Annotated in this window: 8 protein-coding genes (1 of these 8 cut by a window edge); 3 read left to right on the top strand and 5 right to left on the bottom strand. The window is 44.3% G+C overall.

The window, feature by feature from the left end; translation table 11 throughout:
* Window positions 1-29: 29 nt before the first annotated feature.
* Entirely contained in the window at window positions 30-1385 is a 1356-nt protein-coding gene (gene tig, locus NQ510_RS01765; RefSeq protein WP_005829551.1) for a trigger factor, read from the bottom strand.
* A gap of 474 nt (window positions 1386-1859) precedes the next feature.
* On the opposite strand from tig, the gene NQ510_RS01770 reads away from it, so the two are divergent.
* On the top strand, window positions 1860-2108 hold the full coding sequence (locus NQ510_RS01770) for an RNA recognition motif domain-containing protein (RefSeq protein ID WP_005829545.1): 249 nt from the start codon (window positions 1860-1862) through the stop codon (window positions 2106-2108).
* 82 nt (window positions 2109-2190) lie between these two features.
* Here NQ510_RS01770 and lptB read toward each other — a convergent pair whose 3' ends face one another.
* Window positions 2191-2931 (bottom strand): LPS export ABC transporter ATP-binding protein, encoded by a 741-nt coding sequence (gene lptB, locus NQ510_RS01775; RefSeq protein WP_034523256.1) that lies wholly within the window; start codon window positions 2929-2931, stop codon window positions 2191-2193.
* A gap of 182 nt (window positions 2932-3113) precedes the next feature.
* On the opposite strand from lptB, the gene NQ510_RS01780 reads away from it, so the two are divergent.
* Window positions 3114-3857, top strand: coding sequence for an MlaE family ABC transporter permease (locus NQ510_RS01780; protein ID WP_005829541.1), 744 nt, complete (start codon window positions 3114-3116; stop codon window positions 3855-3857).
* Window positions 3854-4624 (top strand): ABC transporter ATP-binding protein, encoded by a 771-nt coding sequence (locus tag NQ510_RS01785; RefSeq protein ID WP_005829539.1) that lies wholly within the window; start codon window positions 3854-3856, stop codon window positions 4622-4624. Before NQ510_RS01780 ends, NQ510_RS01785 begins: the two co-directional genes overlap by 4 nt.
* A 114-nt stretch (window positions 4625-4738) precedes the next feature.
* Here the strand turns inward: NQ510_RS01785 and der are convergent, their stop codons facing one another.
* From der to NQ510_RS01800, 3 genes are all read right to left on the bottom strand, one after another.
* Window positions 4739-6052 (bottom strand): ribosome biogenesis GTPase Der, encoded by a 1314-nt coding sequence (gene der / locus NQ510_RS01790; RefSeq protein WP_005829538.1) that lies wholly within the window; start codon window positions 6050-6052, stop codon window positions 4739-4741.
* 49 nt (window positions 6053-6101) lie between these two features.
* Entirely contained in the window at window positions 6102-6983 is an 882-nt protein-coding gene (era, locus tag NQ510_RS01795) for a GTPase Era (RefSeq protein WP_005829536.1), read from the bottom strand.
* Window positions 6984-7068: 85 nt separating this feature from the next.
* A protein-coding gene (locus NQ510_RS01800; RefSeq protein ID WP_005829534.1) for a beta-ketoacyl-ACP synthase III crosses the window boundary here: on the bottom strand, window positions 7069-7945 show its 3' portion. Its footprint extends 128 nt past the window's final position; 877 of the gene's 1005 nt are visible here — the last part of the coding sequence; the start codon falls outside the window, past its right edge; the stop codon is at window positions 7069-7071.

Consider the following 7945-nt stretch of genomic DNA (forward strand, 5'->3'; position numbering starts at 1 on the left):
TAAATTTTAGCCGTAGGCTCACATTACTCTTATGCAAACATCTTATTGAACTCTTCAGCAGAAACGTTCTTATGCTCCAGTTCCACCTGAGACTTCAATGCTGTAGCCAATTTAGATTCAACCACACGATTAACCAAGCCTTCTATGCTCTCTTTCTTCTTAAGCATTTCCTTTGAGTAGTTTTCCAGGATTTCTTCAGGCACACTCATCATACCATATTGTGCAAACTGTGCGCGGGTAGCTTCCTTAGCCATGTTTGTGATGTCTTCCTGCTCAACCTTGATATCATTGGCTTTCACCAGCTGTTCTTTAATCAGGTGCCAAGTCAGCTCTTCGATGCTCTTGTCATAGTTGTCCTCTACAAAGCTTTCTTCCTTGTCAGGATTGTTCAGACGCATAATGCGCTTCAGTAATGCATCCGGGAATTCCAGCTTGCCTACTTTCTCTGTCAGCATCTTACGTGCGTCAATCAAGAACTTATAGTCACTGTCTGCCACGAACTGGTTGGCAATAACTTCCTTCACTTTGGCACGGAATTCCTCTTCCGTTTTCACATTACCTTCGCCAAATACCTGGTCGAAAATTTCCTGAGTCAAGTCACCCGGAACGAAACGTGTGATTTCTTCTACCTGGAAGCTGAAATTGGATTTTACTTCGGGAGCAGCTTCCTTGTCAATCTTCAATAAAGAAGACAATTCGGCAGCATTTCCGTCCCAAGCAGTATTCGGATTGAATACAAGCACATCGTTCACTTTTGCACCGGCAAAGATAGCTTTCTGTTCATCATTTTTCATGTACGAAGGCATCATTACAGCACCTTCCACCTGAATACCACCCTCTTTGGTATTACCTTCTTCATCCAGTTCAGCAAGCAAACCTTTCAGCATGTCATTGTCCTCGTAAACGTCTACCTTGTCATACTTGCCGTTACGTTGAGTGTAAGCCTTGACCTGGTTATCCACCATTTCGTCTGTAACTTCAATAGTATAGTAATCTACCTTATCTTTTGCACTGACTTCAGCTTTAAATTCCGGAGCCAAAGCAATATCAAACAAGAATTCGAACTCTTCCATAGTATCGAAATCAATTTCCTGCTGCTTGTCTTCGTTGGGCAAAGGCTCGCCCAATATATTTACCTTATTGTCCTGGATATACTTATATACTGTTTCTGAAAGCAGCTTGTTCACCTCTTCAGCCAATGCAGACTTACCATACATTTTCTTAACTAAGCTCATAGGAACCATTCCCTTACGGAAACCGGGAATCTGTGCCTTCTGACGGAAGCTCTTCAATGATTTGTCTACTTTTTCCTGATAATCTGCTTTCTCAAGCTTTACAGTAAGCAGTGCGCTTACTTTGTCAATGTTTTGTAATGAAACGTTCATTCTGACAATTATTTATTTGATTTATACTTTGTTCCATATCTCAAATGGGCGTGCAAAATTAGCGTTATTCTTTCAATTATCAAAAGAACATTGCCGATTTATTTCAGTTTAATTCTTGGATAGAGCGGTAGAAGAGCCCAACCATCGGACTGACAACGGAGGACGTTTATGGGAAAGATACTCAGGGAAAAGACGATGATAAACCGAACCGTCCAGTTTCTATGAAGAGAAATGGGAGTTGCCCGAAGGCACGACAATCTACAAAAATAATTAAGGAAAAACATTGTTTATCCGAATTTTATGCGTTTCTTTGTCGCGGAATGATGGCGCATTAGTTTTTCGATTTCCATTACATGGTTTTTACTTCCGTTTTCAAGAACGCTTTTGTAAACTCTCTGTCGTTGTAATCCATTTATTATTCAGCCTTCCTTCCAAGAGAGTTTTATTCATTATATTTATTTTATCAATTTCATTATGAACATTTATGTTGGAAACCTTAACTACCGCGTTAAGGAGAGTGACCTGCAGAAGGCAATGGAAGATTACGGCACAGTATCTTCTGTAAAATTTATCAATGACCGCACCACCGGACGTTTCAGAGGCATCGCTTTTGTAGAAATGGAAGATGACGCTGCTGCAGCTAAAGCTATTGCCGAACTAGACGGTGCTGAATTCTTCGGCCGCCAAATGGTAGTGAAAGAAGCAAGACCTCCAAAATATTAATCATAGAGATTTAAGGAGAAATAAAAAAAGGCCACTGAATGAGTGGTCTTTTTTTATTTCTATCAATCGACAGTATCCGGGATTACTTCATAAAATCCTTGCGACGAAGTACGAAGCTATTACTCAGATACTTTTCACGTACAATCTTATTCTCGGCCAACTCTTCCGGCGTACCCTGGAACAAAATTTTTCCTTCAAATAGCAGATAAGCACGATCGGTAATGCTCAGCGTCTCCTGCACATTGTGGTCAGTAATCAAAATGCCGATATTCCTATCTTTCAACTTCCACACAATCTGCTGAATATCCTCCACTGCAATCGGGTCTACACCGGCAAAAGGCTCGTCCAACATAATAAATTTGGGGTCAATGGCCAGACAACGGGCAATTTCTGTACGGCGCCGCTCGCCACCTGACAACTGGTTACCCTTGTTCTTCCTTACCTTCTGCAAGCGGAACTCTGCAATCAGGCTCTCCAGCTTGTCTTTCTGATACTCCAAAGGCTTGTCGGTCATTTCCAGTACAGATGCAATATTGTCTTCCACACTCATTTGACGGAACACGGAAGCCTCCTGCGCCAAATAACCGATACCCGTCTGCGCACGCTTGTATACCGGATATTTCGTTATATCCAAATCATTCAAGAAGATACGTCCCTCATTGGGAGTAATCAGCCCTACGGTCATATAAAACGAAGTTGTCTTACCGGCGCCATTCGGCCCCAGCAAACCGACAATCTCCCCTTGCTTCACATCAATGGACACATGGCTCACTACCGTACGCTTTCCGTACTTTTTCACCAAATCCTCCGTACGCAGCACCATGCTACCTTCCTCCCGTGGCTCTGCCCCAGCAGTCAAGCTTGGTCCGGCCTGCAGATTTTCCTTAACTTCCTCTACATTGTCCTTTATGCCTTTTTCTTCTTCCATACTCTAAAGGTTTTCGCCGCAAATGTAGCAAAAATAAGCCGAAATAGTGTACATTTGCATTCAAATACTTATATGTTATGTTTAAAGCACTTAAGACAGTGGGACGATATATCATACTGATGGGACGCGTATTTGCCCGTCCCGAACGTATGCGTATGTTTTTCCGCCAATATGTCAACGAGTTGGAACAGCTCGGCGTGAACTCTATCGGCATCGTATTGCTGATATCGTTCTTCATCGGAGCTGTAATCACCATACAGATAAAGTTGAACATCGAGAGTCCTTTCATGCCTCGATGGACAGTGGGATATGTAACCCGAGAAATCATGCTGCTGGAATTCTCCTCCTCCATCATGTGTCTGATTCTGGCAGGAAAGGTCGGGTCAAACATCGCCTCGGAGCTGGGCACCATGCGAGTCACCCAGCAGATAGACGCCCTTGAAATTATGGGTGTCAATTCTGCCAACTATCTCATCCTACCGAAAATTGCCGCTATGGTGACAACCATTCCACTGATGGTGACGTTCAGTATATTCGCCGGTATCATAGGTGCCTTCTGTACTTGCTGGTTCGGCGGCATCATGTCGGCGGTAGATTTAGAATACGGCTTGCAGTACATGTTTGTCGAATGGTTTATTTGGTGCGGCATCATCAAGTCGCTGTTCTTTGCCTTTATCATTGCCAGCGTATCGGCATTCTTCGGTTACACCGTCGAAGGCGGTTCCATCGAAGTGGGCAAGGCGTCCACCGACTCCGTAGTATGCAGCAGCGTACTTATCTTATTCGCCGACCTAATATTAACTCAACTTTTAATGGGATGATTGAACTGAAAGGACTTTGCAAATCATTTGAAGAAAAAGAGGTACTGAAAGATATCAATGCCACTTTCGAGAATGGAAAGACCAACCTAATCATAGGGCAGAGCGGTTCGGGAAAAACCGTACTCATGAAATGTATCGTGGGTCTGCTGACACCGGACAAAGGAGAATTGTTGTATGACCACCGCAACTTCCTCGCCATGGGAAAGAAGGAAAAGAAAGCGCTCCGCCGGGAAATGGGAATGATTTTCCAAAGTGCCGCGCTGTTCGATTCCATGACGGTACTGGACAATGTGATGTTTCCACTGAACATGTTCAGCAACGATACCCTGCGCGATCGGACTCGTCGTGCCATGTTCTGCTTGGAGCGTGTAAACCTGATTGAAGCCAAAGACAAATTTCCCGGAGAAATCAGCGGCGGTATGCAGAAACGCGTAGCCATTGCCCGTGCCATTGCCCTAAACCCGCAATACTTGTTCTGTGACGAGCCGAATTCAGGACTTGACCCCAAGACCTCGCTTGTCATCGACGAACTGATACAAGATATAACCCGAGAATACAATATGACTACTCTCATCAACACTCATGACATGAACTCTGTAATGGGTATCGGAGAAAAAATCATCTATATTTACGAAGGACACAAAGAATGGGAAGGCAATAAAGACGATATCTTCACTTCCACCAACGAGCGGTTGAACAGTTTCATATTTGCATCTGACCTATTCCGGAAAGTCAAAGAAGTGGAGATACAGAACCTTGAAGGATAAAACCACACCTCATTTTCTAACCTATTACATAAGAAAGCGTCCGGAAGCTATGTTCCGGACGCTTTCTCTTCATAAAACCAGTTAATAGAATCGACTATATCATCACGATATATTTTACTTCTGCCGGATATAGATATTTATCGGAGTTCCGGTCAACTTCCATTTCTCACGCATCTTATTTTCCAGGAATCGTCTGTAAGGCTCTTTCACATATTGTGGAAGATTTGCAAAATAAACAAATGACGGCACCTGGGTATTGGGCAACTGCGTAATATACTTTATCTTGATATACTTACCCTTAATTGAAGGGGGTGGATACGCCTCGATAAGCGGCAGCATTTCCTCGTTCAAACGAGCTGTCGGAATACGCGTCATACGATTTTCGTACACATCACGCGCCTCTTCCAATACCTTCAGAATACGCTGTTTGGTCAGTGCCGAAGCAAAGATGATAGGAAAATCCACAAACGGAGCGAAACGGTTGCGGATAGCATCTTCGAAAGTCTTCATCACCTTCACAGTCTTGTCCTTCACCAAGTCCCACTTGTTCACCACAACCACCAGCCCCTTGGCATTCTTCTGTATCAAGGAGAAGATATTCAAATCCTGGCTTTCGATGCCACGCGTAGCGTCTACCATCAAAATACATACATCTGCATTCTCAATGGAACGAATGGAACGGATTACGGAGTAGTACTCCAAATCCTCATTCACCTTGTTCTTCTTACGGATACCCGCCGTATCTACCAGGTAGAAATCAAAACCGAATTTATTGTAGCGGGTATAGATAGAATCGCGCGTGGTACCGGCAATCTCCGTCACGATGTTGCGGTCTTCTCCAATAAAGGCATTGACTATGGAAGACTTTCCGGCATTAGGGCGTCCCACTACTGCAAAGCGGGGAATATCCTCGTCCAGAATTTCATCAGATTCCTTCTTGAACTTGCTGACGATAAGGTCCATCATATCGCCCGTACCGCTACCCGTTACAGCAGAAATACAATAAGGGTCACCCAAACCCAAACTGTAAAACTCAGGAGCATTGTATTGCAGTTCATGATTATCAGTCTTATTGGCAACCAGCAACACAGGCTTCTTGGCACGACGCAAGATGGCAGCCACCTGCTCGTCGAGGTCCGTAACCCCGTTCATCACATCCACCACGAACAGAATCACGTCGGCTTCATCCACCGCCATCAATACCTGCTTACGAATCTCCTCTTCGAAAATATCATCAGAGTTCACTACCCAACCGCCGGTATCTACCACGGAGAACTCACGTCCCAACCATTCGGTCTTTCCATATTGGCGGTCACGGGTGGTTCCCGCTTCCTCATTCACAATTGCCTGACGTGTCTTGGTCAGACGGTTAAATAATGTAGACTTTCCCACATTGGGACGTCCTACGATTGCAACTAAATTTCCCATAGTTCACACTCTTTGTTTTTTGCGACTGTCACAGTCGTATGAATAACTCTTAATCCAGCTGATAACCAAAATTACGCAGTTCCTTGTCCGAACTCCGCCAATCCTTATCAACTTTCACAAACGTCTCCAGGAATATCGTTTTCCCGAAAAACCTCTCCAAATCACGGCGCGCTTCAGTAGCCACTTTCTTCAAAGCCTTCCCCTGCTTGCCTATGATAATACCTTTTTGCGAATCACGCTCCACATAGATTACGGCACTGATATGAATCTTCTTTGCCTCCTCCTTAAACTGTTCTACCATCACCTCCACCGAATAAGGGATTTCCTTATCGTAGTACAACAGAATTTTCTCACGGATTATTTCGGTCACGAAGAAACGCGCCGGCTTGTCCGTCCACTGGTCCTTGTCGAAATAAGGAGGTGAGTCGGGCAACAGCTCCTTCACCCGCTTCATGACATAATCCACATTAAATTTCGAAGTAGCAGAGATAGGAATAATTTCCGCCTTCGGCAGCAATTCCTTCCATGCTTCCACCAGTTCCACCAGCTTTTCCTGGTTGCTTAAATCAATCTTATTGATAAGCAGCAATACCGGAACGTCCAAGTGTCCTACTTTCTCCACAAAGTCATTATGCTTGTCGGGAGTCTCAACCACATCTGTCACATACAGCAACACATCCGCATCCGTCAATGCCGAAGTGGAGAAATTCAGCATGGACTCCTGTAACTTATAGTTTGGCTTCAATACACCCGGAGTGTCCGAAAACACAATTTGCATGTCATCCGTATTATAGATGCCCATAATCCGATGACGGGTGGTCTGCGCCTTGAAAGTGGCGATAGAAATGCGCTCACCTACCAAAACGTTCATCAATGTGGATTTGCCCACATTCGGATTTCCCACGATATTTACAAAACCTGCTTTGTGCATGACTTCAGTATTTGAATTGAGACAAAAAAACGCATCGAATCGAAATAGGATGCGTTTTTATCATATTATATTTAGCAATAGTATGTTACTGCTTCTTTCCGTCGTATCCCCACTTCACATACACGGCTCCCCAGGTAAATCCTGCGCCGAATGCAGTGAAAATAAGGTTGTCGCCTTTCTTCAGCTTATCTTCAAAGTCCCAGATGCAAAGAGGCAACGTAGCAGCACTGGTATTGCCGTAACGTTCGATATTAATCAGTACTTTCTCACGAGGAACTTCCAGACGATGTGCCACAGCATCAATGATACGAAGATTGGCCTGGTGCGGAATCACCCAGTCAATGCTATCCTTTGTCAGACCGTTTTTCTCGGCAATGGCCGCGCTAACATCCGACATATTGGATACGGCATACTTAAACACAGTACGTCCTTCCTGATAAATGTAATGCATGTGGTTGTCTACAGTAAAATAAGAGGGAGGACAAACCGACCCACCCGCTTTCATATGCAGGAAAGGCAAACCTTTGCCGTCGGTTCTCAGAATAGCATCCATAATACCTACATCTTCTGTTGTCGGCTCGAGCATGAAAGCTGCAGCGCCGTCTCCAAAGATAGGACAAGTAGCACGGTCTGTATAATCAACCATTGACGACATCTTGTCGGCTCCCACAATGATAACCTTCTTATATCTTCCAGAACGGATGAAATTGGCCGCCGTCTCCATCAGATAGAGAAATCCGCTGCAGGCTGCCTGCAAGTCAAAAGCATATGCATTTTTCAGCCTTAACTTATCACATAAAATAGAAGCTGTAGAAGGGAAATGATAATCCGGAGTGGAAGTAGCTACAATCACCAGATCTATATCATCCGGATCCGCGCCAGTACGTTGCATCAGCTGTTTGGCAGCTTTACGCGCCATATAGGAACTACCTAACCCTTCTTCATTCAGGATACGTCTTTCC

Source organism: Bacteroides uniformis, assembly GCF_025147485.1.
In the GTDB taxonomy this organism is placed as follows: domain Bacteria; phylum Bacteroidota; class Bacteroidia; order Bacteroidales; family Bacteroidaceae; genus Bacteroides; species Bacteroides uniformis.

What these genes read in the sequence shown, in the direction of transcription:
- tig (WP_005829551.1), bottom strand. Translation starts at nt 1,385, where the DNA reads ATGAACGTTTCATTACAAAACATTGACAAAGTAAGCGCACTGCTTACT.
- NQ510_RS01770 (WP_005829545.1), top strand. Translation starts at nt 1,860, where the DNA reads ATGAACATTTATGTTGGAAACCTTAACTACCGCGTTAAGGAGAGTGAC.
- lptB (WP_034523256.1), bottom strand. Translation starts at nt 2,931, where the DNA reads ATGGTGCTGCGTACGGAGGATTTGGTGAAAAAGTACGGAAAGCGTACG.
- NQ510_RS01780 (WP_005829541.1), top strand. Translation starts at nt 3,114, where the DNA reads ATGTTTAAAGCACTTAAGACAGTGGGACGATATATCATACTGATGGGA.
- NQ510_RS01785 (WP_005829539.1), top strand. Translation starts at nt 3,854, where the DNA reads ATGATTGAACTGAAAGGACTTTGCAAATCATTTGAAGAAAAAGAGGTA.
- der (WP_005829538.1), bottom strand. Translation starts at nt 6,052, where the DNA reads ATGGGAAATTTAGTTGCAATCGTAGGACGTCCCAATGTGGGAAAGTCT.
- era (WP_005829536.1), bottom strand. Translation starts at nt 6,983, where the DNA reads ATGCACAAAGCAGGTTTTGTAAATATCGTGGGAAATCCGAATGTGGGC.